At 69.0% G+C, this 26,770-nt stretch carries 27 protein-coding genes; 25 read left to right on the plus strand and 2 right to left on the minus strand.

From position 1 onward, the window contains the following. The 20 genes from rho to VIR15_RS19185 all read left to right on the plus strand — a co-directional run. Positions 1–1,378 (plus strand): transcription termination factor Rho (gene rho, locus VIR15_RS19090; protein ID WP_331930679.1); only part of this gene is annotated, 1,378 nt, incomplete at its 5' end. Between the two features lie 110 nt (positions 1,379–1,488). After that, entirely contained in the window at positions 1,489–2,448 is a 960-nt protein-coding gene (locus VIR15_RS19095) for a putative endonuclease domain-containing protein (RefSeq protein WP_331930681.1), read from the plus strand. 187 nt (positions 2,449–2,635) lie between these two features. Next, positions 2,636–2,851 (plus strand): 50S ribosomal protein L31, encoded by a 216-nt coding sequence (gene rpmE / locus VIR15_RS19100; RefSeq protein ID WP_331930683.1) that lies wholly within the window; start codon positions 2,636–2,638, stop codon positions 2,849–2,851. A gap of 85 nt (positions 2,852–2,936) precedes the next feature. Continuing rightward, positions 2,937–4,016: a peptide chain release factor 1 gene (gene prfA / locus VIR15_RS19105; protein ID WP_331930685.1), complete on the plus strand. Its 1,080-nt coding sequence runs from the start codon at positions 2,937–2,939 to the stop codon at positions 4,014–4,016. Beyond that, on the plus strand, positions 4,013–4,888 hold the full coding sequence (prmC, locus tag VIR15_RS19110) for a peptide chain release factor N(5)-glutamine methyltransferase (protein ID WP_331930687.1): 876 nt from the start codon (positions 4,013–4,015) through the stop codon (positions 4,886–4,888). Before prfA ends, prmC begins: the two co-directional genes overlap by 4 nt. Positions 4,889–4,938: 50 nt before the next feature. Beyond that, a complete protein-coding gene (locus tag VIR15_RS19115) occupies positions 4,939–5,592 on the plus strand; it encodes an L-threonylcarbamoyladenylate synthase (protein WP_331930689.1) in 654 nt (217 codons plus the stop codon). Between the two features lie 84 nt (positions 5,593–5,676). Then, positions 5,677–6,957 (plus strand): serine hydroxymethyltransferase, encoded by a 1,281-nt coding sequence (glyA, locus tag VIR15_RS19120; RefSeq protein WP_331930691.1) that lies wholly within the window; start codon positions 5,677–5,679, stop codon positions 6,955–6,957. Between the two features lie 77 nt (positions 6,958–7,034). Next, on the plus strand, positions 7,035–8,132 hold the full coding sequence (locus VIR15_RS19125) for a glycosyltransferase family 4 protein (protein WP_331930693.1): 1,098 nt from the start codon (positions 7,035–7,037) through the stop codon (positions 8,130–8,132). Positions 8,133–8,218: 86 nt separating this feature from the next. Next, positions 8,219–8,662 (plus strand): Cg1360 family ATP-synthase-associated protein, encoded by a 444-nt coding sequence (locus VIR15_RS19130; RefSeq protein ID WP_331930695.1) that lies wholly within the window; start codon positions 8,219–8,221, stop codon positions 8,660–8,662. A gap of 24 nt (positions 8,663–8,686) precedes the next feature. Then, positions 8,687–8,947: an AtpZ/AtpI family protein gene (locus VIR15_RS19135; RefSeq protein WP_331930697.1), complete on the plus strand. Its 261-nt coding sequence runs from the start codon at positions 8,687–8,689 to the stop codon at positions 8,945–8,947. Positions 8,948–9,095: 148 nt separating this feature from the next. Further along, positions 9,096–9,908, plus strand: coding sequence for a F0F1 ATP synthase subunit A (gene atpB / locus VIR15_RS19140; protein WP_331930699.1), 813 nt, complete (start codon positions 9,096–9,098; stop codon positions 9,906–9,908). 104 nt (positions 9,909–10,012) lie between these two features. After that, a complete protein-coding gene (locus VIR15_RS19145; protein WP_331930701.1) occupies positions 10,013–10,213 on the plus strand; it encodes an ATP synthase subunit C-like protein in 201 nt (66 codons plus the stop codon). A gap of 56 nt (positions 10,214–10,269) precedes the next feature. Further along, entirely contained in the window at positions 10,270–10,866 is a 597-nt protein-coding gene (locus VIR15_RS19150; RefSeq protein ID WP_414654985.1) for a F0F1 ATP synthase subunit B, read from the plus strand. Further along, complete coding sequence (locus tag VIR15_RS19155; protein ID WP_331930703.1) at positions 10,866–11,678, plus strand: F0F1 ATP synthase subunit delta; 813 nt, start codon at positions 10,866–10,868, stop codon at positions 11,676–11,678. Before VIR15_RS19150 ends, VIR15_RS19155 begins: the two co-directional genes overlap by 1 nt. A gap of 92 nt (positions 11,679–11,770) precedes the next feature. Further along, entirely contained in the window at positions 11,771–13,402 is a 1,632-nt protein-coding gene (gene atpA / locus VIR15_RS19160; RefSeq protein WP_331930705.1) for a F0F1 ATP synthase subunit alpha, read from the plus strand. 151 nt (positions 13,403–13,553) lie between these two features. Further along, complete coding sequence (locus VIR15_RS19165) at positions 13,554–14,495, plus strand: F0F1 ATP synthase subunit gamma (RefSeq protein WP_331930707.1); 942 nt, start codon at positions 13,554–13,556, stop codon at positions 14,493–14,495. Positions 14,496–14,519: 24 nt separating this feature from the next. Further along, complete coding sequence (atpD, locus tag VIR15_RS19170; RefSeq protein ID WP_331930709.1) at positions 14,520–15,980, plus strand: F0F1 ATP synthase subunit beta; 1,461 nt, start codon at positions 14,520–14,522, stop codon at positions 15,978–15,980. 273 nt (positions 15,981–16,253) lie between these two features. Then, positions 16,254–17,942, plus strand: coding sequence for a hypothetical protein (locus tag VIR15_RS19175; protein WP_331930711.1), 1,689 nt, complete (start codon positions 16,254–16,256; stop codon positions 17,940–17,942). A gap of 20 nt (positions 17,943–17,962) precedes the next feature. Beyond that, complete coding sequence (locus VIR15_RS19180) at positions 17,963–19,390, plus strand: NAD(P)/FAD-dependent oxidoreductase (RefSeq protein WP_331930713.1); 1,428 nt, start codon at positions 17,963–17,965, stop codon at positions 19,388–19,390. A gap of 15 nt (positions 19,391–19,405) precedes the next feature. Then, on the plus strand, positions 19,406–21,172 hold the full coding sequence (locus tag VIR15_RS19185) for a hypothetical protein (protein ID WP_331930715.1): 1,767 nt from the start codon (positions 19,406–19,408) through the stop codon (positions 21,170–21,172). Positions 21,173–21,236: 64 nt separating this feature from the next. On the opposite strand, the gene VIR15_RS19190 is transcribed toward VIR15_RS19185, so the two are convergent. Beyond that, on the minus strand, positions 21,237–21,677 hold the full coding sequence (locus VIR15_RS19190; RefSeq protein WP_331930717.1) for a DUF6918 family protein: 441 nt from the start codon (positions 21,675–21,677) through the stop codon (positions 21,237–21,239). Positions 21,678–21,828: 151 nt separating this feature from the next. On the opposite strand from VIR15_RS19190, the gene VIR15_RS19195 reads away from it, so the two are divergent. Next, positions 21,829–22,110: a F0F1 ATP synthase subunit epsilon gene (locus VIR15_RS19195; RefSeq protein ID WP_331930719.1), complete on the plus strand. Its 282-nt coding sequence runs from the start codon at positions 21,829–21,831 to the stop codon at positions 22,108–22,110. A 10-nt stretch (positions 22,111–22,120) separates the two neighbouring features. After that, positions 22,121–22,558 carry a DUF2550 domain-containing protein gene (locus VIR15_RS19200; RefSeq protein ID WP_331930721.1) on the plus strand — a complete coding sequence of 146 codons (438 nt, stop codon included), beginning with the start codon at positions 22,121–22,123 and terminating at the stop codon, positions 22,556–22,558. Positions 22,559–22,582: 24 nt separating this feature from the next. On the opposite strand, the gene VIR15_RS19205 is transcribed toward VIR15_RS19200, so the two are convergent. After that, positions 22,583–23,209 (minus strand): cob(I)yrinic acid a,c-diamide adenosyltransferase, encoded by a 627-nt coding sequence (locus tag VIR15_RS19205; RefSeq protein ID WP_331930723.1) that lies wholly within the window; start codon positions 23,207–23,209, stop codon positions 22,583–22,585. A gap of 93 nt (positions 23,210–23,302) precedes the next feature. Here VIR15_RS19205 and murA point away from each other — a divergent pair, with 93 nt between their 5' ends. From murA to VIR15_RS19220, 3 genes are all read left to right on the plus strand, one after another. Continuing rightward, the gene (gene murA / locus VIR15_RS19210; RefSeq protein WP_331930725.1) at positions 23,303–24,592 is read left to right on the plus strand and encodes a UDP-N-acetylglucosamine 1-carboxyvinyltransferase; all 1,290 of its coding nucleotides are present in this window, start codon (positions 23,303–23,305) and stop codon (positions 24,590–24,592) included. A gap of 157 nt (positions 24,593–24,749) precedes the next feature. Then, positions 24,750–25,124, plus strand: coding sequence for an STAS domain-containing protein (locus VIR15_RS19215; protein WP_331930727.1), 375 nt, complete (start codon positions 24,750–24,752; stop codon positions 25,122–25,124). A gap of 41 nt (positions 25,125–25,165) precedes the next feature. Further along, on the plus strand, positions 25,166–26,770 hold a 1,605-nt coding region (locus tag VIR15_RS19220), incomplete at its 3' end, for a methylmalonyl-CoA mutase family protein (protein WP_331930729.1).

Raw genomic sequence — 26,770 nt, forward strand, 5'->3', positions numbered from 1 at the left:
CCAGGACCAGCAGGACCGTCAGGACCGGGACGGTCAACAGGATCGTGAGGACCACCGCGACAGCCGGGACAACCGGGAGGGTCAGCAGGGTGGCCGTTACGACGACGAGGATCGCGGCAACCGACGCAGTCGCAACCGTCAGCGCAGCCGGGACCGCAAGCGTGGTCGCAGTGGCTCCGCCCAGGACTGGAGCGACGCCGAGCCGCAGATCGGCGACGATGACGTCCTCGTCCCCGTGGCCGGCATCCTCGACGTGCTGGAGAACTACGCGTTCGTCCGCACATCGGGCTATCTGGCCGGCCCGAGTGATGTCTACGTCCCGCTCGGCATGGTCAAGAAGCATGGGCTGCGCAAGGGCGACGCTGTCACGGGGGCCGTCAAGGCACTGCGCGAAGGCGAGCAGCCCACCGGCAACGTCGGCCGCCAGAAGTACAACGCCCTCATTCGCCTCGACAGCGTCAACGGGCAGGGGCCGGATGACGCGCCCAAGCGGGTGGAGTTCGGCAAGCTGACGCCGCTCTACCCGCAGCAGCGCCTCCGGCTCGAGACCGAGTCGGGCCAGCTGACGACGCGCGTCATCGACCTCGTGGCTCCGATCGGCAAGGGCCAGCGCGGCCTCATCGTCGCTCCGGCCAAGGCCGGCAAGACCATGGTCATGCAGGCGCTCGCCAACGCCATCACGACGAACAACCCCGAGTGCCACCTCATGGTCGTCCTCGTCGACGAGCGGCCCGAAGAAGTCACCGAGATGCAGCGCGCGGTCAAGGGTGAGGTCATCGCCTCGACCTTCGACCGTCCGGCTGACGACCACACGACGGTCGCCGAGCTCGCCATCGAGCGGGCCAAGCGTTTGGTCGAGCTCGGGCACGACGTCGTCGTCCTCCTCGACTCGATCACCAAGCTCGGCCGCGCCTACAACCTGTCGGCGCCGGCGAGTGGCCGGATCCTCTCCGGTGGTGTCGACTCGGCAGCGCTCTACCCGCCGAAGAAGTTCTTCGGCGCGGCGCGCAACATCGAGAACGGCGGCTCGCTCACCATCCTCGCGACGGCGCTCGTCGAGACCGGCTCGAAGATGGACGAGGTGATCTTCGAGGAGTTCAAGGGCACCGGCAACATGGAGCTCAAGCTCGACCGCCAGCTCGCGAACCGACGCATCTTCCCGTCTGTGGACATCAACGCGTCCGGCACGCGGCGGGAGGAGCTCCTGCTCGCCAGCGAGGAGCTGAAGATCGTCTGGAAGCTTCGTCGCGTCCTTGGTGGGCTCGACACCCAGCAGGCCATCGAGCTGCTCCTCGACCGGCTCCGGAAGACGAAGACGAACTACGAGTTCCTGACGCAGGTGCAGCAGACGAGCAGCGTCCGGCTCGACGACGACTGAAGTCTGAACCTGCGTGCCAGGAGCGCGAGATGTCGCGCGCTTGGCACGCAGGGCCAGCACTGTCCACAGGGTGTCCGCGGGCGACCGCTGAGCTTCGTCAGGATCATGGGGTGGAGTCCCAACCTCTGCCCCGCCGGAGGAAACCGCGTCGGCGTCTGTCGCGGGCGCAGCGCACTCGGGCGGCGCTCGGAATCGCCGAGCTGCACGACGGCGTTGCCCACCGAGCGGACCTCCGTACGGTCGGTGTGACCAGGGCGGACGTGCGCACCGAGATCGGAGCCGGTAGGTGGATGACCGCCGGGAAGCACACGGTGGTGATCGGCTCCGGCACGCTCACCGCAGAGGCGCGTCACTGGCAGGCCGTCTGGGAGAGCGGCTCGGGGGCCGTGCTGGACGGGGCCGCTGCGCTCGTCGCGTCCGGGCTATCAGGCTTCACGCCGACGCGGATCGACGTCTCGCTGCCCCGCAACAACCGCAGGCATACCGTTCCCGGTGTCGTGCGTCATCTGCGATCGACGATGCCGCCTGCGCTTGCGGTGGGGATCCCGCGGGTCAAGCCCGAGTGGGCGACCATCCACGCGGCGCAGTGGGCAGTGTCCGACCGGCAGGCGGCCTTGCTCCTGTGCCTACCGGTGCAGCAGCGTTTGGTGCTACCGGAGAGAGTCCTGGAGGCTTGGCGCGCCTCATCCCACGGCGCCAGGCACGCCCTGCTCGATGTTCTCGTGCGTGACGTATGCGATGGAGCGCACTCCTTGGGTGAGCTCGACTTCGCGGGTATGTGCCGGGAGCGAGGTCTGCCCGAGCCGAGCCGGCAGGAGGTCCGCCGCCTTCCCAGCGGTCGGGTCTATCTCGACACGGGCTGGGATGACATCGCTCTCGTTGTCGAGATCGACGGCGGTCACCATGCCATGGCGCTAAACCCAGTCGACGACGCACTGAGGCAGAACGACGTCGTTCTCTCCGGCGATCGGGTGCTGCGGATCCCGGTCCTCGGACTGCGTCTGAAGCCGCGGGCCTTCCTTGACCAAGTGGTGCGGGCGCACCAGCAGGCGGAGGCAGCCGCAGCATGAGTGCCAAAGGCGCAACACTTCGCGCGCTTGGCACTCAGGCCCGGGGGTCGGGAATGCGGGGGCGAGGCCCGGCGTTTTGGGAGGGTGCGCCACCTCTGGCACACTCTTCCTTTGGACCGGTTCACGGCATCACTGGCACGACCGTAGGTCTGCAGCCGACCCGGCCACTCATCTCGAGGAGATCACGTTGAAGAAGGACCTTCACCCGACCTACGTGGAGACCCAGGTGACCTGCACCTGTGGCAACACGTTCACGACCCGCAGCACCGCGAAGAGCGGCGTCATCCACGCCGATGTCTGCTCGCAGTGCCACCCGTTCTACACGGGCAAGCAGAAGATCCTCGACACCGGTGGCCGCGTCGCCCGGTTCGAGGCTCGTTACGGCAAGAAGGCCGCCAAGTAGGTCTCCCGCCCGCCGGCTCCCACGACTTCGGTCGTCGGGGGCCGGCGTTTTTCATCGCAACGTCCGGAGACGAAGGTGGGGCACCGTGCATGAGTCAGTCCAGGCGATCCTCGACGAGTACTCCGACCTCGAGGCCCGCCTCGCCAACCCGGACATCCACACCGACCAGGACCTCGTCCGGACGCTGAACAAGCGCTACGCCGCCCTGGGGCCGAGCGTCGCCGCGGCCAGGGCCTGGCAGGCGGCCCGTGACGATCTGGGGGCAGCTCGCGAGCTCGCCGCCGAGGACCCCGCCTTCGCGGAGGAGATCCCCGCCCTCGAGCAGGCCCTCGCCGACACGGAGGAGCACCTGCGCCGCCAGCTCATCCCGCGCGACCCCGACGACGACCGCGATGTCCTCCTCGAGGTCAAGGCGGGCGAGGGCGGCGACGAGTCGGCTCTCTTCGCCGGCGACCTGCTCCGGATGTACCTGCGCTACGCCGAGCGCCGTGGATGGCGCACCCAGATCGAGGATGCGAACGAGTCCGACCTCGGGGGCTACAAGGACGTCCGCGTCTCGATCAAGGCCCGCGGCCGGGTCGGGCAGGACGAAGGGCCGTGGGCGCGCCTGAAGTACGAGGGCGGCGTCCACCGCGTCCAACGTGTCCCGGTCACCGAGAGCCAGGGCCGGATCCACACGAGCGCGGCCGGGGTCCTCGTCATGCCGGACGTCGGGGACACCGCGGAGGTCGACCTCAATCCAAACGACCTGCGGATCGACGTCTACCGCAGCTCCGGCCCCGGCGGCCAGAGCGTCAACACGACCGACTCCGCCGTGCGCATCACGCACGTGCCGACCGGTCTGGTCGTCTCCTGCCAGAACGAAAAGTCGCAGCTGCAGAACAAGGAGGCGGCCCTCCGCGTCCTCCGGGCCCGCCTCCACCAGATCGCCAAGGACGAGGCTGATGCCGAGGCATCCGCCGCCCGGCGCAGCCAGGTGCGCACGGTGGACCGCAGCGAACGGATTCGCACCTACAACTTCCCGGAGAACCGGATCTCGGACCACCGCACCGGCTTCAAGGCCTACAACCTCGACGCGGTGCTCGACGGCGACCTCGACCCGGTCGTCCAGTCCGCCCTCGACGCGGACGAGGCGGCCAAGCTCGCCGCGCTGGCGGGGCCGTGACCGACCTCCGGGCGGCTGTCCGCAACGGGACGGCGCGCCTTCGGGAGGCAGGCATCCCGTCACCCGACATCGACGCGGTGGAGCTCGCCGCGCACGTGCTCGGCACGCAGGCCGCCGACGTCCGGCGGCTCATGATCGTCGGGGGTGCCCTCCCAGCCACGTTCGAGCAGGCGTATGCCGCTGTGCTCGCCGAGCGCGCCCGCCGCGTCCCGCTCCAGCACCTCACCGGACGGGCCTACTTCCGCACGCTGACCCTCGACGTCGGGCCAGGGGTCTTCGTGCCCCGCCCCGAGACGGAGGTGCTCGTGGACCTCGCCCTCGCGGAAGTCGACCGGCTCCCTGGGACTGGGCCCAGCGGCATACGGCTCGTTGATCTCTGTGGTGGGTCGGGAGCGATCGCTTTCGCGATCAAGCAGGAGCGGCCACACGTGTCGGTTCGCTCACTCGAGCTGTCGGAGCACGCCGTCGCGTGGGCGGCGGCCAACCGCGAGCGGCTCGGCCTCGACGTCGAGGTCGTGCAGGGAGACGCGACCGAGCAGGCTTTCCCCGACTGGGAAGGGAGGGTCGACATCGTCACCGTCAACCCGCCCTACATCCCGGTGGGGGCCGTACCGCTGGACCCTGAGGTGCGGGACCATGACCCCGAGCTGGCGCTCTACGGCGGCAGCGAGGACGGGCTGGCGACCCCGGTGGCGGTCGCGAGGACAGCAGCCGGCCTGCTTCGGTCGGGAGGCCTGCTGCTCATGGAGCATGCCGACGCTCAGGGGGAGTCCCTGCCAGCGGCGCTTTCGCGCGCGGGTCGGTGGGAACACGTCGAGGACCACCCCGATCTCACTGGTCGTCCGCGCGTGACATCAGCCCGCCGACGTTGACCCGACAGCCGTGGCTGGCGGGTGACGTCGGGCGCAGTAGTGTCTGCTGAGTGAGTGAGCGCTACGACTGCACCGATCCCACCGGCCGCGCGGAGGGCATGGCTGCGGCCGGCGCCGCGGTGCGTCGGGGCGAGATCGTCGTGTTCCCGACGGACACCGTCTACGGCGTGGGGTGCGACGCCTTCGATGCCGACGCCGTCGCCGCCGTGCTCGCCGCCAAGGGCCGCGGCCGTGACATGCCGCCGCCGGTGCTCCTCCCGACGGCCCGCACCGCTCATGGCCTCGCTGCGCAGGTCCCCGGCTATGCCGAAACCCTGATGGAGCGGTTCTGGCCGGGACCGCTGACGGTGATCCTCACGGCGCAGTCCGCCTTGCACTGGGACCTCGGCGACACGAACGGCACCGTGGCGCTCCGGGTGCCCGACAACCCGATCGCGCTCGAGCTGCTCTCCGACATCGGTCCGATGGCCGTGACGAGCGCGAACACCACGGGCGCCCCCGCGGCACGGAGCCTCGACGAGGCACAACAGATGCTGGGGGAGTCGGTCGCCGTGTACCTCGACGGCGGTCCGAGCGTCGACAGTGCGCCGTCGACCATCCTCGACTGCACCGGTGAGGCGCCGGTGACCCTTCGACTCGGCGCCCTGGCGCAGGCCGACATCGACGCGGCGCTCGCCGCCAGTTCCGAGCCGGAAAGCCCCTGAGCGCCATCCCGGGCCCACGTCCTACAGTTGGGTGGGCCTTCGATGACGACCCGCTCGCCCCGCCACCACGTACGGAGATCTCCCATGGCTGACGACACGACGTTCTACGGCTCCGACTTCGGGGCCCTCCAGGCCTTCGACCCGGAGATCGCCGGAGTGCTGGTGTCAGAGCTCGACCGCATCCGCGGCGGACTCCAGCTCATAGCGAGCGAGAACATCAGCTCACCGGCGGTGCTCACCGCGCTCGGGTCGACCCTGTCGAACAAGTACGCCGAGGGCTACCCCGGCCGGCGCTACTACGGCGGCTGCTCCGAGGTCGACAAGGCCGAGCAGATCGCCATCGACCGCGCCAAGCAACTCTTCGGCGCCGACCACGCGAACGTCCAGGCACACTCCGGCGCCTCGGCCAACCAGGCCGTCTACGGCGCCTTCATGCAGCCCGGTGACACCTTCCTCGCGATGAGCCTGCCCATGGGTGGGCACCTGACGCATGGGTCCAAGGTGTCCTTCTCGGGCAAGTGGTTCAACGCCGTGGGCTACGGCGTCGACAAGGAGACCGAGGACATCGACTACGACCAGGTCGAGGAGCTCGCCCGGGAGCACCAGCCGAAGGTGATCTGTGCAGGTGGCTCCGCCATCCCGAGGCTCATCGACTTCGAGCGGTTCCGCGCGATCGCTGACGAGGTGGGCGCGATCTTCTGGGTCGACGCCGCGCACTTCATCGGCCTCGTGGCCGGCAAGGCGATCCCCTCGCCGGTGCCCTACGCCGACGTCGTCACCTTCACCACCCACAAGGTGCTGCGTGGCCCGCGGTCCGGAGCGTTGGTCTGCAAGGCCGAGCACGCTGCGGCGCTCGACAAGGCGATCTTCCCGATGATGCAGGGCGGCCCGCAGATGCACACCATCGCGGCCAAGGCGGTCAACTTCAAGGAGGCCGCCACACCTGAGTTCGCGCAGTACGCCACGGACGTCATCGCCAACAGCAGGCAGCTCGCGGAGAGCCTCAAGGACCTCGGCATCCGCCCGACGACCGGCGGCACCGACACGCATCTCGCGCTGCTCGACCTCCAGGACATCGGCGTCACGGGCAAGGACGCCGAGGCGCGAGCCGACGCAGCGGGAATCGTCCTGAACAAGAACGCGATTCCCTTCGACCCGCAGAAGCCGAACATCGCCTCGGGCATCCGGGTCGGCACGCCGTCGGTCACGACTCAGGGGATGGGCCTCGACGAGATGAAGACGATCGCCCGCCTCATCCACATGGCGGTCACCAAGGGGGACGGCGATCCGGAGGGCGCCGTGAGCAGGGAGGTACGTGCGGAGGTCACCGAGCTCGTGACGCGCTTCCCCGCGTACCCGCGTTGAGAGACGTGCCACAGACCAGGCCGGCGTATGCCGCTGAGCCAGCTCAGCGGCATACCCCCCCGTCACGGGGCGGCTGAGTGCACGAGTACGTCCTCATCCTTCTCGTCGCGGCCGCGGTCACGTACATCGCGACGCCCTTCGTGCGCAGCCTCGCCGTGGCGACGGGTGCCTTCACGGCGGTCCGCGAGCGCGACGTCCACTCGACGCCCATCCCGCGGCTCGGGGGAGTGGGGATCTACATCGGCTTCGTCGCCGCAGCACTCGTCGCACGCAACCTGCCCTACCTCGGCACCCTCTTCAGGGACCGCCAGATCCTCGGGGTGCTCGCGGCGGGCGGCATCGTGTGCCTCGTCGGGGCCTTCGACGACATCCGCGAGCTCGACTGGCTGACCAAGCTGGCCGGGCAGATCCTCGCCGCGGGCCTGATGGCCTACGCCGGTGTGCAGCTGCTGTCGTTGCCCATCTCCGGGACGACCATCCTGCCCACCCCGGTCCTCGTGCTCTTCACGATCGTGGTCGTCATCGCGTCGACGAATGCCGTGAACTTCATCGACGGGCTCGACGGCCTCGCCGCCGGGGTGGTCGGAATCGCCGCGTTCGCGTTCTTCATCTACAGCTATCTCGTCTCGCGGGCCTTCGTGCCGGCCAACGTCTTCTCCGTCGCCACCTTGATCTGCGCCGCGCTCATCGGCTGCTGCGCCGGCTTCCTCCCGCACAACTTCCATCCCGCTCGGCTCTTCATGGGCGACTCCGGCGCGCTCACCCTGGGGCTGCTCCTCTCGGCGGCCACCATCACGCTGACCGGCAACGTCGACCCGAGCGAGGTGACGGCCAACCAGGTCACGGCCGTCTTCCTGCCCCTCGTCGTGCCGATCGCAGTCCTCCTGCTGCCGTTGCTCGACATGGTGCTCGCGGTGATCCGGCGGACGCGGGCCGGCAGGCGGCCCTGGCATCCGGATGCCATGCACCTGCACCACCGGATGCTCCGGATCGGGCACAGCCATCGGCGAGCCGTGCTCATCATGTACCTCTGGGCCGCCATCGTGGCACTGGGGTCCGTCTCGTTCGTCGTGTGGGAGGGATGGCGTCCGCTCGGGGTCCTCGCGGTCGCCGTCGTGCTCGGTGTGGTGCTCACGGTATGGCTGCCCAAGTGGAGGCCTCACAAGCGCTTGTGATACCTTTCACAAGCAGCCGGAGGCGGTCAGGGACCATGCTCGCCAACCGGCCCAACCCGATCCCCACCCCCCGAGGTAGCTCAGTCGTGCGGACCAGCCAGAGCCGTTCCGGTGCCCAATCGCCGGCCCGCTCGATGCTCCGGACCTCTCTCGTCCTCTCCGCGGCCAGCGTGCCGGTCATCGGTCTGGTGGCGTTCCTGTGGCGTGGCCAGGCCGGCCTCTGGTCAGCCCTCGTCGGGGCCCTCGTCGTCGTCGGCTTCTTCGCCCTGGGCCATCTCGCGGTTCGCGCGGTCGTGGCCGGGGAGCCCGGGCTGTCCATCGCCGGCGCCTTTGTCGTCTACCTCGGCCAGCTCATCGCCCTGGTCGCGGTGTTCCTCGTGCTGCGCCGAGCCGGCTGGGTGGACGGACGTGCCTTCGGCGCGGCTGCCATCATCCAGACCATCGTCTGGCAGGTGGGGCAGATCGTCGGCTTCCGCCGCGCCCGCCACGAGATCTACCCGGACGTCGCACTGCCCTCGGGGCGGTCGTGATGTCGCTCTCATTCGGAGGTCGCCATGACCGATCCATTGCAGCATCCGACGGACCCGCCCGAGGAACCACAGCGGACCAACCCGGTGCTCTCGGCAGGCAAGTTCGCCTCCGACCAGACCTCGGCGACCATCGTCGCCTATCTCATCACCGGGCCGGCCGTGTTCGGCGGGCTCGGACTGCTGCTGGACCGCTGGATCGGCACCGGCTTCCTTGTCGTGCTCGGTCTGCTCGGTGGGATGGCCCTGTCGTTGTACGTGATCTGGCTCCGGTACGGTACGCCATAGCATTCTCGGCTGAGCGCAACCTGTGCGGCGCGTCGGGAGACCGAGCCGCTTCGGCGGCACACCAGCCCTGCGGCTGGGTCGCCACGCGCGGTCGCCCCGCGCCCGGTTCAGCCCCTGTGTGTTCGACATTCATGACCAAGGAGAGCTTGTGAGCTTGAACGTGCTGGCGTCCACGCTGGGCACCGTGGCCCCCACGCAGGATGAGAGCCACTTCCCGCCCTCGCCGGAGATCTTCTGGCAGCCGCTGTTCTCCATCGGCTCGGTCTCCATCACCCGGGTGATGGTCGTCGTCGCGATCTCGGTCGCTCTCCTCGCCTGGTGGCTCCTCGCGACGACGAAGCAGGCGGCTGTCGTCCCGTCGAAGGGCCAGTTCCTCACCGAGGGCGTCTACGGCTTCATCCGCAACGGCGTCGCCAAGGACATGATCGGCAGCAAGGAGTTCCTCCGGTTCGTCCCGCTGCTCTTCGCGCTGTTCGTCTTCATCCTGGTCAACAACCTGTTCGGCATCACCCCGTTCGTCCAGATGCCCTCGATGTCACGCATCGGCTTCCCGATCGCCCTGACGCTCATCGTCTATGTCGTCTACCACACGATCGGCATCCAGAAGCACGGCGTCGCAGGCTACTTCAAGTTCCTCATTCCCGGTGGGCTCCCCGGCTGGATCAAGCCGTTCATCTTCGTGCTGGAGTTCATCACGTTCTTCATCACGCGCCCGCTCACGCTGGCCCTCCGACTCTTCGGCAACATGTTCGCGGGTCACATGCTGCTCGTCGTCTTCATCGTCGGTGGCTGGGAGCTGTTCAACGCAGAGAGCTTCTTCCTCAAGCTGACCGCGCTGCCGTCGTGGGTGCTGGCCTTCGCCTTCACCCTGTTCGAGGCCCTGGTGCAGTTCCTGCAGGCCTACGTCTTCACCCTGCTCGCCGCCTCCTACATCGGTGGCGCGCTCGTCGACGACCACTGACCGTCGGCACTGTCCCGGGACCGGCTCGGGACGATCGAAACCCAAGAACATCTGGACGGCATGGTGCCGGCAGATCACACAAAACACACGAAAGAGGAAACATCGTGGAAGGCAACCTCTCGCTCGTCGGCTACGGCCTCGCGACCATCGGCCCGGCCATTGCCATCGGCCTGATCTTCGCCGCTTACATCAACGGTGTGGCCCGCCAGCCGGAGTCCGGCAGGCTCCTCCAGCCGATCGCCATTCTCGGCTTCGCCCTCGCCGAGGCGCTCGCGATCTTCGGCTTGGTGCTCTTCTTCCTCTGACCGCCGCACGCCGGCTCGTCACGCACCGTCCGCAGCACTAGGCACTAGGAGTTTCCGTGCAACTCAACGCCATCGCCCCGGCCCTCATGCCGGGCCAGACCGAGGAGCCGTCGGCGACCCTGCCGATCCTCCCGTACCTCCCAGAGCTGATCTTTGGCCTCGTCGCCTTCGGCATCATCTACTGGGTGGTCAAGGCGAAGGTCGTCCCCAACCTGGAGAAGGCCTATGCCGAGCGCACCGAGGCCATCCAGGGCGGGATCCACAAGGCCGAGGAGGCACAGGCCCAGGCCCAGGCCGCGCTCGAGCAGTACCAGGCCCAGCTCACCGAGGCCCGTGCCGAGGCATCGCGCATCCGTGAGGACGCGAAGGCTCAGGGTTCGCAGATCCTCGCCGAGATGCGCGAGCAGGCTGCCGCCGAGGCGGCCCGGCTCACCGGCATCGCGCACAAGCAGATCGAGGCGGAGCGCCAGCAGGCGCTCGTCTCCCTGCGCGCCGACGTGGGCCGGATGTCGACCGACCTCGCGAGCCGGATCGTCGGTGAGTCGCTGCACAACGAGACCCGGCAGAAGGGCATCGTCGAGCGTTTCCTCGCTGAGCTCGAGGCGGGCGACGTCGTCCGGGAGAAGGTCGGCAGCACGACCGAGGACGCCTGATGCGTGGATCCTCGCGTGCAGCAGCGGCCGGGAGCCGCGAGGCGTTCACCGGGGCGCTCGCGGCCACTGCCAGTCGTTCGGAGTTGGCCCAGGAGCTCTTCGGGGTCGTCGGCGTCATCGACGGCAACGCCACCCTGCGCCGCGCCCTCGCCGACCCGTCGCGTGAGGGAGCGGAGAAGGCAGCCCTGGCGGAGCGGCTGTTCGCGGGCAAGGTGAGCGCCGAGACGCTCGTCGTCCTCAAAGGTGTCGTCGGGCAGCGTTGGAGCACGGAGCGCGACCTGTCCGACACCCTCGAGGGCTACGGCATCGAGACGATCATCGCCTCGGCCGAGACCGCTGGACGGGAGGACCGCGTCGAGGACGAGCTGTTTCACTTCGAGCGCATCGTCGCGGCCAACGAGCCGCTCAGGGGAGCGCTGGGCGACCAGACGGTCCCGGCGGACAAGCGTGCGGCCCTCGTCGCCTCGCTGCTTTCCGGCAAGGTCGCGGACGAGACCCTCGCGCTGGCACGCCAGGCAGTGACCGCCCCTCGCGGTCGTCGCTTCGACCGCACTGTGAGCAGCTACCTTGAGATCGCGTCGGCCCGACGCGAGCAGCAAACGGCGACAGTCACGTCGGCGGTGCCACTCACGGCGGACGACCGCGACCGTCTGGCTGCGGGACTTTCGTCGATCTACGGTGGCAGGGTGCACATCAACACCCTCGTCGACCCTCGGGTCCTCGGCGGCGTCAAGGTCGAGATCGGCGACGAGGTCATCGACGGAACGATCATGCGCAAGCTCGACGGCGCACGCCGGGCCATGGGCGCCTAGCGGCCCAAAGCGTCCCAAACGAGACACACACCAGCTTTGTTGAACACCACCGACTCGCTGAGCGCGGGTCGAAACCGAGGAGAAGATCTGACATGACGGAGCTTTCGATCCGTCCGGAGGAGATCCGGGACGCGCTGGACTCTTTCGTCCAGTCCTACGAGCCCGGCGCGGCCTCCCGCGAAGAGGTCGGCCGCGTCACCGACGCCGGTGACGGTATCGCTCACGTCGAGGGTCTGCCCTCGGCCATGACCAACGAGCTGCTGCAGTTCGAGGACGGCACGCTGGGCCTCGCACTCAACCTCGACGTCCACCAGATCGGTGTCGTCATCCTCGGTGACTTCGCCGGCATCGAGGAGGGCCAGACGGTCAAGCGCACGGGCGAGGTCCTCTCCGTCCCGGTTGGCGACGACTTCCTGGGCCGCGTCGTCGACCCGCTGGGCAACCCGATCGACGGCCTCGGCGAGATCACGTCGGAGGAGCGCCGAGCCCTCGAGCTGCAGGCCCCGACGGTGGTCCAGCGCAAGTCGGTGCATGAGCCGCTCCAGACCGGCATCAAGGCCATCGACTCGATGACGCCCATCGGTCGCGGCCAGCGCCAGCTCATCATCGGCGACCGTCAGACCGGCAAGACGACCGTGGCCGTCGACACGATCATCAACCAGAAGCGCAACTGGGAGTCGGGCGACCCCGACCAGCAGGTCCGCTGCATCTACGTCGGGATCGGCCAGAAGGGCTCGACCATCGCGTCGGTCCGGGGGACGCTGGAGGAGGCCGGCGCCCTGGAGTACACGACGATCATCGCCGCCCCCGCGTCCGACTCGGCCGGCTTCAAGTACCTCGCTCCGTACACCGGATCGGCCATCGGTCAGCACTGGATGTACCAGGGCAAGCACGTCCTCATCGTCTTCGACGACCTGTCCAAGCAGGCCGAGGCGTACCGCGCCGTGTCGCTTCTGCTGCGCCGCCCTCCGGGCCGCGAGGCCTACCCCGGTGACGTCTTCTACCTGCACTCGCGGCTCCTCGAGCGCTGCGCGAAGCTCTCGGACGACCTGGGCCACGGTTCGATGACCGGCCTGCCGATCATCGAGACGAAGGCCGGCGACGTCTCGGCGTACATCCCGACCAACGTCATCTCGATCACCGACGGCCAGATCTACCTCCAGGCCGACCTGTTCAACGCCAACGTCCGGCCCGCCATCGACGTGGGCGTCTCGGTGTCCCGAGTCGGTGGCGCCGCGCAGATCAAGGCGATGAAGGACGTCGCCGGGCGCCTCAAGCTCGACCTGGCGCAGTTCCGCGCGATGGAGGCGTTCGCCATGTTCGCCTCCGACCTCGACCCGGCCTCCCGAGCTCAGCTGGCTCGTGGCGCGCGGCTCGTCGAGCTGCTCAAGCAGCCGCAGAGCAGCCCCTACCCGGTCGAGGAGCAGGTCGTCTCGATCTGGTCCGGAACGACCGGCAGGCTCGATGACATCGCCGTCGAGGACGTGCGCGCCTTCGAGGCCGAGCTGCACGACACCCTGCGTCGCGAGGGCAAGATCCTGCAGACGATCCGCGAGACGAAGAAGCTCGACGAGGACACCGTGACCGCGCTCGAGAAGGTCTTCGACGACGTGAAGTTCACCTTCCAGGGCACCGGGCGAGAGGGCCTCGAGGCGGGCCACGAGGAGTTCGACGAGCTCGAGTCCGACGAGATCACCCAGGCCCAGATCGTCAAGTCCCGGTAACGCCCGGGGCGCCGCCCCCGTGACCCCCGAAAGCCCGGGCGGCTGGGAGTGCACGGAGGCGAGCCCCCAGCCCAGCGGCATACGGAATGGGCCTGCCGGCCCGCACCCGAACTGAACGTTTTCGTTTTCGAGACCAAGAGAGGCGGAGCACATGGGAGCGCAGATGCGGATCTACCGTCAGCGCATCAAGTCCGTCAACTCCATCAAGAAGATCACCAACGCGATGGAGCTGATCGCGGCCGCTCGTGTCATCAAGGCTCGCCAGCGCGCGGTCGAGGCAATGCCGTACACGAACGCACTGACGCGCGCCGTCTCCGCCGTGGCGAGCCACACCAACGAGGACCACCCGCTGACCACGACGAAGCCCACCGCCCAGCGCGCCGGCGTCGTCATCATCACCTCGGACCGCGGTCTGGCCGGGTCCTACGCGGCGTCCGCGCTCAAGGAGGCCGCCGAGCTCGTCGCGCGTCTGCAGCGAGAGGGCAAGGAGGTCGTGCCCTACCTCGTCGGCCGCAAGGCGGTGGCTTACTACAAGTTCCGCAAGCGCCCGTACGCGGCCGAGTGGAGCGGCTTCACCGACGCGCCGAGGTTCGAGCACGCGAGCGAGATCGCCGACCGGATCACGGCCGACTTCCTCAAGGAGACCGAGGAGGGCGGTAACGACGAGATCCATGTCGTGTTCACGCGCTTCCGCTCGATGGTCCGTCAAGACCCCCACGTCCTGCGGCTGCTGCCCCTCGAGGTCGTCGAGGCGGACGCGGCGGGGAGCGACACCGGGCTGGACTTCTCGGTCCAGTCCTATGAGGAGGGTCAGCTCGTCCCGCAGTACGAGTTCGAGCCGAGCGCCGACCAGGTGCTCGACCTGCTCCTTCCGAAGTACGTCCGCAACCGGATCTTCACCTGCCTGCTGAGCTCGGCGGCGTCGGAGCTCGCTGCGCGGCAGCGCGCGATGAAGTCCGCGACGGACAACGCCTCGGAGCTCATCAAGAAGTACGAGCGCCTCGCGAACCAGGCGCGGCAGGCCGGCATCACGCAAGAGATCAGCGAAATCGTGGGCGGTGCGAACGCCCTCGCCGACGCCAAGAAGAAGTAACGCCCTAGCGAAGGAACATTCACCATGACTGCAACTGTCAGCGACAACGCGGTGCAGGCCGAGGCCGCGGGCGGCGTCGGACGCATCGCCCGCATCATCGGCCCGGTCGTCGACGTCGAGTTCCCGAGCGACGCGATGCCCGAGCAGTACAACCTCCTGACGACACAGGTCGCGCTCGGCGGCGAGACGAAGAACATCAATCTGGAGGTCGCCCAGCACATCGGCGACAACATGGTCCGCGCCATCTCGCTCCAGCCGACTGACGGACTCGTTCGCGGCTCGGCGGTGCAGGACACCGGCGGCCCGATCACCGTACCGGTGGGCGACGTCACCCTCGGGCACGTCTTCAACACGACCGGCGAGTGCATGAACCTCCAGGAGGGGGAGACGCTCGAGATCAAGGAGCGCTGGGGGATCCACCGCAAGGCCCCCGCCTTCGACCAGCTCGAGTCCAAGACCCAGATGTTCGAGACGGGCATCAAGGTCATCGACCTGCTCACCCCCTACGTGCAGGGTGGCAAGATCGGCCTCTTCGGCGGCGCCGGCGTCGGCAAGACGGTGCTCATCCAGGAGATGATCGCTCGTGTCGCCCGCGACCACGGTGGTGTGTCGGTGTTCGCCGGCGTGGGGGAGCGCACCCGTGAGGGCAACGACCTCATGGTCGAGATGGAGGAGGCGGGTGTCCTCGGCCAGACGGCCCTCGTCTTCGGCCAGATGGACGAGCCGCCGGGCACGCGTCTTCGCGTCGCTCTGTCGGCCCTGACGATGGCGGAATACTTCCGCGACGTCCAGAAGCAGGACGTGCTTCTCTTCATCGACAACATCTTCCGCTTCACGCAGGCCGGTTCCGAGGTCTCGACCCTCCTCGGCCGCATGCCGTCCGCCGTGGGTTACCAGCCGACGCTCGCCGACGAGATGGGTGTCCTCCAGGAGCGCATCACCTCGACGCGTGGTCACTCGATCACGTCGATGCAGGCGATCTACGTGCCGGCCGACGACTACACCGACCCGGCCCCGGCGACGACCTTCGCCCACCTCGACGCGACGACCGAGCTCTCGCGCGACATCGCTTCGATGGGTATCTACCCCGCTGTCGACCCGCTGACGTCGACGTCGCGGATCCTCGACCCGCGTTACGTGTCGCAGGAGCACTACAGCACGGCGGTCCGGATCCGCTCGATCCTCCAGCGCAACAAGGAGCTGCAGGACATCATCGCGATCCTCGGTATCGACGAGCTCTCGGAAGAGGACAAGATCCTCGTCAACCGCGCCCGCCGCATCCAGCGCTTCCTGTCGCAGAACACCTACGTCGCGAAGCAGTTCACCGGCATCGAGGGCTCGACCGTTCCGCTGTCGGACACGGTCGAGGCCTTCACCAAGATCGCGGACGGCGAGTACGACCACGTGGCCGAGCAGGCCTTCTTCATGTGTGGCGGACTCGACGACGTCGAGCGCCAGTGGGCCGAGATCCAGAAGAACCTCTGAGCCGCCGGGCGGTAGCCCGGATCGGATTGTCAGATCGCCGGCGCCGGCACCCCTGCGGGGTGTCGGCGCCAGCTCCATGTATAACCGGAGGAACGGGCGGGCCAAAGCCGGGTGTGCTGGACTGACCCCAGCGTGTCTACAGAACGGCCGAGAGGGGGCATCATCGGTAGCGGAACCGGCCCGGTCGGCACCCTCACCGGTCCCGGCTCGACCACGGTCACGCGAGCGCGGCTGCGGTCGTGGGGGAGATCTGGGCGTCTCACGCTCTTCACCGTGCTGGTCGTCGTGTGGGCCCTGGCCAGGGTGCAGCTCGGCTTCGACTACGGCGACGGTGCGCACGTCGTCGGTCTCGCGATGCGGCTGGCGGACGGCGACCGGCCCTTCGTCGACGAGATGAACCTGCAGGTGATGGGGTCCTGGCCTGCGGTCCCGTTCGTCTGGGTGTGGACGCACACCGTCGGGACGGACGGGATCATCCTTGCCTCGAGGGTGTACTTCGTCCTGCTCAGTCTGCTCGTCGCGCATGTGTCGTGGCGCGCGATCGCGCCGGTGGTCGGGCGGGGCATCTCCGCTGCCGTCATCGCGATCGCCGTCATCCCGGCCGCGTACAACCTTCCCGTGGTCAGCTACAACACGACGCCGGCACTCCTCCTGCTCCTCGCCACCTGCGCGATCACCGCGGCGGTCACCCGCCGCATCGCCGCTTGGGCCTGGGTCGGAGGGGCGGCTCTTGCGCTGAGTGCTGCTGCCCATCCCGTCACAGCGCCGACAGGCCTGCTCGCCGGCCTCATTGGCTTAGTGCTGCTCGGCCGCAGCCGTCTGTCCCTCTACCTCTTGGGAGGGGCCGCAGCCGTGGGCGCCGTCCTGCTGTTCGTCGTCGTGACGTTCTGGGGCGGTTTCGAGGCCGTGCGCGCGACCGTTGACTTCACCCTGGAGTACCAGAGCCTGCGCCCCAACTGGGGATTGAGGGTGCGGCAGGCCGCGACGGCCTACTGGACGTGGTTCGGCTGGGTGGTCCCTGCCGCGGCGGTTGTCTCGCTGGCGGCTGCGTCACTGCCGTCGTCGCGGCCCGGGAGGACCTGGCCGGCCTGGGCCCGTGCGGTGCTGTTCGGAACCGCCGTCGCCCTGCTCGGCGTCGCGATGCTGCGCGGCGGCCTGGACAGCGCCAGCGTCGTCTCGTGGTCCTGGACGAGCGGCTTCACGGCCACGGCGCTGGTCCTTGTCCTCGCACTGCCCGCCGCGATCCTTGCCCTCCGGTCCGGTGACCGGATCGCCCGGCAGGTGCTCGTGCTCGGCCTGCCGCCAACGTTGCTCGGTATCCCGGTGATCTGGGCCATGACCTCCGCGTCGCCAGCGTGGGGCTCGACGTCGGCCGTGCTCACGCCCGGGATCGTGGGGATCTTCACCGTGCTGCTCCGCGACCTGTCCCACGGGTTCAAAGCGCCGCTCGGGCGGCCTCGTCGTTGGCCGGCCGCCGTCCTCTCGGGCCTGGTCGTCCTGCTGCTGGCGGCGTCCCACACCCTGACGTCATACCGCACGCCGCCCGTCTCAGACCTGCGGACCAGGGTCAGCTTCGGCATCAACGCCGGACTGTTGAACTCTGAGGAGGAGGTCCGGATCCTCGCGGACGAGACCCGTCTCGCGCAGCGGTGTGGTCGGACGGCGTTGACCTACGACCAACCCCCCGCCTACCTGCTCGGCGACGCTCGGATCCTGTCTCCCATCATCTGGATCGTCCGCTTCGGACACGCCAACCAGGTGGTCGTCGACTGGCTCACGGCACGGGATGCCCGACCGGACTGCGTCCTCATCTCGAACCGGACGTGGCCCCCGTCCGCCAAGCTGCTGGCGGCCGACCCGTTGCTCCAGTGGATCAAGGCTCGGTACGTCCAGGTCGGCCTGGCGAACAACCTCACGCTCCTGCACCCATTGGAGCCGCCGCCAGGGAATGGCGCCCCGTAGGCGGCCCGTAGAGTTGCGACATGCGCGGTCACCGCTCAGGACGCCATCGTGTCGTTGTCATCGGGTCGGGGTTCGGTGGCCTGTTCGCCACCCAACGACTCAAAGGGGCCGACGTCGAAGTCACCCTCATCGCCCGCACCACCCACCATCTCTTCCAGCCGCTCCTCTACCAAGTGGCAACCGGCATCCTGTCCGAGGGCGAGATCGCACCCTCGACGCGGGAGGTGCTCGCCCGCCAGCGCAACGCCGAGGTGCTCCTCGGAGAGGTGACGAAGATCGACGTCACGGGCCGCACGGTCACCCACGAGTCCGTCGGACGGGTCACCGTCACGCCCTACGACACGCTCATCGTCGCTGCCGGTTCCGGCCAGTCCTACTTCGGCAACGACCAGTTCGCCCGGCATGCACCGGGCATGAAGTCGATCGACGACGCCCTCGAGCTGCGGGGAAGGATCTTCGGTTCCTTCGAGCTCGCCGAGCTCGCATCGACCCCCGCTGAGATCAAGCGGCTCATGACCTTCGTCGTCGTCGGCGCGGGGCCGACAGGCGTCGAGATGGCGGGACAGATCGCGGAACTGGCCCACCGCACGCTGAGCCGGGACTTCCGGCGCATCGACCCGCACGACGCGCGGATCATCCTGCTCGACGCCGCGCCGACGATCCTTGCGTCCTTCGGGGAGCAGCTCGGAGGCAAGGCGCGACGGCGGCTGGAGCGGATGGGGGTCGAGGTGCGCCTCGGCGCCAAGGTCGTCGATGTCGACCTGACGGGTATCGACGTGGAGCACACCGACGGCACACGCGAGCGAATCGAGTCGGTCTGCAAGGTCTGGGCCGCTGGCGTCAGTGCATCACCGCTGGCCGCGCACCTCGCGGAGCAGACCGGGGCTGGCGTCGACCGGGCCGGACGGATCGAGGTGCTGCCCGACCTGACGCTGCCGGGGCATCCCGAGGTGCTCGTGGCCGGCGACATGATGGCTCTCGACCACCTGCCCGGGGTGGCCCAGGTGGCGATCCAGAGCGGCCGCTACGCAGCGGACCAGGTCAAGGGGCGCCTGGCGGGTCAGCCCCCGACCGAGCCGTTCCGGTACGTCGACAAGGGGTCGATGGCGACGATCTCGCGGTTCTCTGCCGTGGCGTCGATCGGGAAGGCCCGCTTCAGCGGTTTCTTCGCCTGGCTGCTCTGGCTTGCGGTCCACCTGCTCTACATCATCGGGTTCAAGCACCGGGTGACGACCCTGCTGCACTGGGCGATCGCGTTTCTCGGCAGCGGCCGCGCGGAGCGCGTGGTGACGCAGCAGCAGGTCTTCGCCCGGACGGCGATCGAGGACCTCGGCGACCGCTTCCATCCAGAGCTGCCTCGGGTACCCGGGGACCGTCAGGGGGAAGAACCCTCCTCGGGCGCCGCTGGTGCACGTGATCAAGGCGGCCATGAGGATCGCTCGGGCTGACTACGGTCCCGTGGGGTGAGCAGGCGTTCCTCGGACGTGGTGCCGGCCAGCGACCAACCGGCCGGGGCCGGTGCGCGGGCGAGCGCCGGTCCCGTCGCCGGGCGTTGGCGCACGCAACCAGCCGTGCGATGGCTGGGCCTGCACCCGTTGACCTGGCTCACCGCGGTCGCCGTCGTGTTGGCCCTCGCGCGGGTGCAGCTCGGCGTCGACATGAGCGACGGCATGCACGCCGTCGAGCTGACCCGCAGACTGGCGATGGGGGACCGCCCCTTCGTCGATGAGATGAATCTCCAGGTGCTTGGCGCGTGGCCGGCCGTGCCGTTCGTGTGGGCCTGGCTGCAGCTCGTCGGGACGGATGGCCTTGTTCTCGTCGCTCGCGTCGTCTACGTGGTGATCGCCCTCATCGTGGCGCACGTGTGCTGGCGGGCCACGGCACCACACCTCGGAGGGGGAGTGGCGGCGGCGGCCATCGCCGTTGCCATCGTGCCGAGCGCCTACAACCTCCCGGTGATCAGCTACAACACGACCCCGGCCCTGCTGCTCCTCCTTGCGGCGTCGGCGGCCTTGGCGGCTACGGCCCGCCGGAGCGCGGGGTGGGGCGCAGTGGTCGGTGCCTGCATCGCGCTCACGCCGGTGAGCCATGTGGCGGCTGCCCCAGCGGCGGCCGTGCTCGGACTCCTCGCCCTGATCTGGTGCGGTGAGCGTCGCGTGCGCTTGGCCATGATCGGCGGGGGCGCAGTCGCGGCTCTCATCGCTGGGATCGCTCTGGCCTTCTGGTGGGGCGGACCGTCGGCGCTGGAGGCGACGTTGAGCTACACGAACGAGTACCAGGGCCTGCGGGTACCGTTTCGCCGCAGGTTGATTCGGGCCGTCAGCTACTACGTCGACGTGCTCTCCTCGCCCCTCGTCCTCGGCGCGGCCGCGCTCGCGCTGGTGGCCGGGCTGCTTCGGGGCCGGCGCGCGTGGCTGCTGCTCGCTGGCAGCGTGGTGCTCGTCGGCGTGGCCATGATCGGTGGAGGGGAGGAGCGGACCCGGTTCACGACCTACGCCTGGCTGAGCGGGGTGACAGGCACTGTGCTCCTCGGCGTGCTGACGGTGCCTGCGATCGTCGGGCTCGCACGCCGCGGCTGGTTGGCGGGACCAGTGGGTCGCTACGTCGCCACCGGCATCGCCGCCTCGGTCGTCGGCGTCTCCTTCGTCGCGGCACTGACCACCTCCACGGCCGCATGGGGCGCGACGGCGGCGGTCACCTCGCCGGGCCTCGCTGCCGTCACGGTGGGACTGCTCCGGCCCCTACGGCGGGGCGGACGCGTTCCCGTGGCCGTCGTCGGCGGACTGCTCGTCGCAGTGCTCGCGAGCTCCCACGCGATGACGAGCTTTCGCTCGCCTCCCCTGTCCGAGATGAGCGCACGGGTCTCGATCGGGGCCAACGCAGGGCTGTGGACCAGCAAGGAGTCGGTCGACCAGACGGAGCGGGACACCCGGTTCGCCCAGGTCTGCGCCGGTCAGACCGCCCTCACGATCGGCCTCCCGGGAGCCATGCTGCTCGCCGATGCCCGCCCGGCCACCCCCATTGTCTGGCTCGGATCGTTCGGCCAGGCCAACCGCACGGTGGTCGGGTGGCTCGAGGACCGCAACCTCAGACCGCAGTGTATCTTCACCACTCCCGCCTTCTGGCCCGTGAGTCCGGCCAGGCGCGAGCGAGATCCCCTGCTCAGCTGGCTCGGATCCAACTACCGGCTCGAAGACCGACAGGCGTGGGTGCTGCTGCGACCCCGCTGACCGTCGAGATCCGCGGGGCCGCAGGTCTGTCACCGGCTCAGTCGCACCCGGCCGAGCCTGCGCCTCAGCTGCGGACGAGGCGCTCCACGGCGGTGCCAAGACGTGGCAGCGCGGCGACCACCTGCTCCTTGGCCTTGCCCCGCAGCGCGTTGTAGACCTTCTTCGCGGCAGCGTGGGACGTGCCCTCCGCCTTGGCATCGGTCACGGCAAGGAGGGCCTCGGCTGCCTCCTGGGAGCGAGCCTGCAGGTGGGCGGCGAAACCGACGTCACCCTTGGTGGCCCAGAAAGGGTCGAGGGCCGCGGCGAACTGAGGCAGCAGACGGTCGGTGGCGCTCGGCACGAAGTCGCCGCCGAGTTTCCGGGCGGCAGCGTAGCCGGCCTTGACGGCCGCGCCGCTGATGCCTGACTTGTCGGCGACCTCGGCGTCGATGACCTCGGTCAGGGCTGCCACGGCGGCCGGTCGACGGGTCTGGTCGAGGAGGGCGTCGGACACAGCAGTGCTCACTGGTTGGCTCCTTGGAGTGTGGTGATGGAGGGATTCGTGACCTTCGCGATGTCGACCACAGCAACCATGGTCGGCAGGTCGACGTCGCGTACGGAGCATCCTCTCAGAGGCACTAAACTGCGAAGCACATCCCCACGACTCGGAGGAACACGTGAGTTCGCTCAAGGTAGAGATGGTTGCTGCCGACCGCAAGGTCTGGGAGGGCGAGGCAAAGTTGGTGCGCGCTCGTTCGATCGCCGGTGAGCTCGGCATCCTGCCCGGCCACACGCCCCTGCTCGGCGTTCTCGTCGAGGGGGACGTCACCATCGAGGCCCTCGACGGGGCTCGGTCCACCGTGACGGTCGACGGCGGGTTCCTCTCCGTCGACTCCGATGTCGTCACCATCGTCGCCGAGCACGTCGACGCCTCATCGATGCACACGACCACCAACTAAGGTTCACCCTGTGCCGTCCGTTCTCGTCTCCACCGAGATCGTGATCGGCCTGCTCCTGATCATCGCGCTCGTCGTGCTCGGGGTCACCTACCTGCGACGGCGCTACATCGCGGGGGGTCAGCAGCTCACCCTCTGCGGCTACCGCGCCAGCGGCTCCGACCGCTGGCACCTCGGCCTCATGCGTCTGGCAGACAACGCCCTCGAGTGGTACACGCTCGGGGGCGCTTCGCTGCGCCCGAAGCGACGGTGGCAACGACAGGCCCTGCTGCTCGAGGCGCCTCGGTTGCTCCCGGCCGAGGAGTCGTTGGCCCTGCTGCCCGACGCCTACGCCGTCGTCTGCACCGACCGGCTCGAAACCTTCGAGCTCGCCCTCCAGGGCCCGGACTACACCGCTGTCCGCTCATGGCAGGAGGCGGCGCCACCGGGCTACAACGTCAACGTGGCCTGACGCTCGGGCTGAGTTCGGGTGGGTTCAGCGCTTCTTCTCGGGCTTGGCGACCCGCCCCCCACCCGGCTGCCAGAGGATATCGCCGCCGATCTGCAGGTTGGCGATCCGGGCCAGGATGAAGAGCAGGTCCGAGAGCCGGTTGAGGTACTTGGCGGTGAGGACGTTGACACCACCGGCGCCGCGTTCGACACCGGGCTGGTCCCCGTGGACCTCGATCGCCGCCCAGGCCGCCCGCTCCGCCCGCCGCACGATGGTCGTCGCCAGGTGCAGGTAGGCGGAGCCGGGGGTCCCGCCGGGAAGGATGAAGGAGCGCAGCTTCTCGAGGCGCTCGAGGTAGTGGTCGCAGTCTCGTTCGAGGTCGTCGATCCAGGGCTGGTCCACGCGCAGCGGTGGGTACTCGTACGTCTCCTGGAGGGGGGTCGAGAGGTCTGCCCCGACGTCGAACAGCTCGTTCTGGATCCGCAGCAGCGTCGCCTTGACCCCGTCTTCGAGACCACCCGCCGCGATGGCGATGCCGATGGCGGCATTCGCCTCGTTGGTGTCGGCGTAGGCGTGCAGGCGGTCGTCGTTCTTGCTTGTGCGCGAGAAGTCGCCGAGGCTCGTCGTCCCGTCGTCACCAGTTCGGGTGTAGATCTTTGTCAGGTTGACCATGGGAGCACTCTCTCACTCGTCGGCACTGCCGCCACGACGAGCCGACCCGTGCCGGCACGGGTCGGTCATGGGCCGCATGGGTAGGGTCGCAGCGTGAGAGAGCGGTTCCGGGTCGTCGGCGGTGCCCGACTCGTTGGCGAGGTCCCTGTCGTGGGCGCGAAGAACAGCGCTCTCAAGCTCATGGCCGTGGCCCTCCTCGCGGAGGGCAGGACCACCCTGACGAACATGCCGGAGATCGCCGACGTGCGCATCATGGCCGAGCTGTTGCGGCGACTCGGCGTCTCCGTCGACTACGACCCCGAGGCGGGTGTCGCCGTCATCGACGTCCCCGCGTCCATCGGGCATCGTGCCGACTATGAGCTCGTCCGGGCGTTGCGGGCCTCGATCTCGGTGCTCGGCCCTCTCGTCGCACGGGTCGGCGAGGCGGACGTCGCGGTGCCGGGTGGTGACGCGATCGGGTCCCGCGGTCTCGACCTCCATGCGGCGGGCCTGGAGGCCCTGGGCGCCGACGTGCGCGTCACGCACGGGTACCTGGTGGCCAAGGCGCCGCGCGGCCTCAGGGGAGCGGACATCCGGCTCGACTTCCCCAGCGTCGGCGCGACCGAGAACATCCTCATGGCCGCCGTCCTTGCCCGTGGGCGCACGACGATCGACAACGTCGCGCGGGAACCGGAGATCGCTGACATCGCAGAGATGCTCACGTCGATGGGCGCTCGCATCACCGGCGCCGGCACCTCCTGCCTCGTGGTCGACGGCGTCGACACCCTGCACCCGACCGTGCACCGCGTCCTCCCGGACCGGGTCGCCGCGGGCACCTGGGCCTTCGCGGCCGCAACGACGTGCGGTGACATCGAGGTGGTCGGCGGCGTGGCGGAGCACCTGCGCTCACCCCTGCAGTCGCTGGCAGCGGCGGGGTGTCACGTGGAGGGAACAGCTCGCGGCTTCCGGGTCGCGGTGCCCGAAGGAGCCGGGCGCCCGACGGCCTTTGACGTCGCGACCCTGCCGTATCCGGGCTTTCCGACCGACCTGCAGCCATTCGCGCTGACCTACAACGCGGTGGCCGACGGCAGCGCCATGGTGACCGAGAACCTCTTCGAGGCACGCTTCCGCACGGTGCAAGAGCTCGCCCGCTTGGGGGCGGACATGCAGGTCGACGGCCACCACGTCATGACGCATGGAGTCCCACTCCTGTCCGGCGCCCCGGTCGAGAGCAGCGACATTCGGTCAGGGGCGGCCCTCGTCATCGCCGGTCTGGTCGCGGAGGGCTACACCCTCGTCAGCGGCGTCCACCACATTGACCGCGGCTATCCACACTTCGAAGTGGGGCTCCGCTCGCTCGGCGCCGACGTCACCCGCGAGCCGGACGAGCACTGGTACGAGTAGTCCACATTTCGAGATCTTCCGTACGACTTGACGGGCTCTTTAACATCCCCGGGTGTAGGGCAGGTTTTCTTGACTCTTTCTTGACTCCGGAGGGCAACCTTCTTGAGGCCGGCGGCGTCATCATGAATGACGGCAGCAGCAGTTGAGAGGGGTCACAATGTCGCTGAATGCCCACCGAAGGACGCCGACGCGGAAACCGATCGAGGTGCTCGAAGCGCCAGATGGGCATGACGTGATCATCGAGGGACGCCTCGACGTCCATACCGTCCCCGACATCCGTGACGCCATCCACGCCGTCATCGCCACTGGCGCCGGTGAGCTCCGCCTGCACCTGGCCGATGCCGAGATCGGCGATGCCACCGGGCTCGGCGTCATCCTGCACCTGCACCGCCGAGCCACCCGGGCGGAGCGGCGGCTCTTGCTCGTCGATCCGACCGACCGAACCCGGCGCCTCCTGCGCGGGTGCCGGCTCGACCGCATCCTGGCCTCGCGTCACGCCGGACCGCGCACTGTGGCGCCTCTCACCGCCTGAGCGACTCCCCGTCGCCACGGGCCGGAGGTACCTTCGGGACCATGCCCGACGAGAGCGCTCCGCCTGCCGCTGCCCGACCGTCCCGCGACCGTCCCTGGGTCATGCGGACCTATGCGGGACACTCCAGCGCCGCGGCCAGCAACGCGCTCTACCGACGTAATCTCGCCAAGGGCCAGACCGGCCTCTCGGTGGCCTTCGACCTGCCCACCCAGACCGGCTACGACCCCGACCACGTGCTCGCGCGTGGAGAGGTCGGCAAGGTCGGTGTGCCGATCAGCCACATCGGAGACATGGCCGCGCTCTTCGACGCCATCCCGCTCAACGAGATGAACACGTCGATGACGATCAACGCGACGGCGATGTGGCTGCTCGCGCTCTACCAGGTGACCGCCGAGCGGCAGGCCGAGGCGGCGGGCGAGCCTCCCGAGGAGTGGGTGCACGCGCTCGCGGGGACCACGCAGAACGACATCATCAAGGAGTACCTGTCCCGCGGGACCTACGTCTTCCCGCCCGGGCCGTCACTGCGCCTGATCACCGACCTGATCGCCTACACGGTCCGTGAGATCCCGAAGTGGAACCCGATCAACATCTGCAGCTACCACCTGCAGGAGGCCGGTGCCACGCCGGTCCAGGAGATCGCCTACTCGATGTCGACGGCGGTCGCCGTCCTTGACGCCGTTCGCGACTCCGGCCAGGTGCCCCCGGAGGAGTTCTCCGACGTTGTCGCGCGCATCTCGTTCTTCGTCAACGCGGGGGTTCGGTTCGTCGAAGAGATGTGCAAGATGCGCGCCTTCGTCGAGCTGTGGGACGAGCTGACCCGCGAGCGCTACGGCGTGACCGACGTGAAGGCCCGGCGGTTCCGCTACGGCGTCCAGGTCAACAGCCTCGGCCTCACCGAGGCCCAGCCGGAGAACAACGTCCAGCGCATCGTCCTCGAGATGCTCGCCGTGACCCTGTCCAAGGACGCCCGGGCCCGAGCGATCCAGCTCCCGGCGTGGAACGAGGCGCTCGGCCTGCCACGACCGTGGGACCAGCAGTGGTCCCTGCGCATGCAGCAGGTGCTCGCCTTCGAGTCGGACCTGCTCGAGTACGAGGACCTCTTCACCGGCTCCGTCGTCGTCGAGCGCACGGTGGCCGAGCTCGTCGCCGGCGCCAAGGCCGAGATGGCGCGCGTCGAGGAGCTCGGTGGCGCGGTCGCTGCCGTCGAGTCCGGCTACATGAAGTCGGCCCTTGTCGCCTCGCACGCCGAGCGCCGTCGCCGCATCGAGTCGGGCGCCGAGGTCATCGTGGGCCTCAACAAGTTCGAGACGACCGAGACGAACCCGCTCACGGCCGACCTCGACACGGCGATCCAGACGGTCGACCCGTCCGTGGAACAGGCGGCCGCTGAAGCGGTCCGCACCTGGCGAGACCAGCGCGATGCCGACCCAGCCCGTCGAGACCGCGCTCGAGCCGCCATCGATCGGCTCAAGTCCGACGCCGCATCGGGCGCGAACCTCATGGCGGCCTCCCTCGAATGTGCGCGGGCCGACGTCACGACCGGCGAATGGGCGGCCGCCCTGCGTGAGCAGTTCGGTGAGTACCGCGCGCCGACCGGGGTGACCGGCTCCGTCGGCGTCGGCGGGGCCGAGCCCGGCGAGGCCCTG

Source organism: Intrasporangium sp., assembly GCF_036566125.1.
In the GTDB taxonomy this organism is placed as follows: Bacteria; Actinomycetota; Actinomycetes; order Actinomycetales; family Dermatophilaceae; genus Intrasporangium.